The sequence below is a fragment of the Larkinella harenae genome (genome assembly GCF_054780515.1).
Map to the genome: position 1 here is coordinate 1 of NZ_BAAGWE010000043.1, position 521 is coordinate 521.

General features: G+C 59.7%; 1 pseudogene. It reads right to left on the reverse strand.

The features are described 5' to 3' along the window. Window positions 1-521 (reverse strand): annotated as a pseudogene (locus ACYVH9_RS31640) (right-handed parallel beta-helix repeat-containing protein); the annotation flags it as partial.

Consider the following 521-nt stretch of genomic DNA (forward strand, 5'->3'; position numbering starts at 1 on the left):
GCATACCGGATGGTGTTGTTGTAAAAACTGCCCCCAGAGCCGCCCCCTATCTGAACCCCGTTGTTCTGAAAGTTGGCAAAAGGCGACACCCCCGCATGACGGACCTGGTTGTGGTGAACCTGGGCATCAGGCGCACACCCGTACTGGATGCCCTCGCAGCCCGTCTGCTCGATCCGGTTGTAGGCCACCTCCAACCCCCAGATCGCATGCGGCTGCACCGTCCTTTTCTGACCCCCACAAATGATCTCCATGCCCGTGTTCCAGAACGAGTTGCCGATGTACAACCCCTCCCCCCCCACATCGTGGATGTAGTTGTGATGAACCTTCACGTTGCGCATCTCGAAATTACCCTGCCAGGTGGAACCATCACAGCTGGGGTCGGTTTTGATCATCATCCCCGCAAAGCCAGCCCCGGCCACCTCGACGCGTTCGACCTCACAGTCCGAGCTTTTCTCCCCAATCTGAAGCCCCGACGCATCCGCACCCGTCTGCTCGATGCGAAACCCATAGGCCAGGCCCGC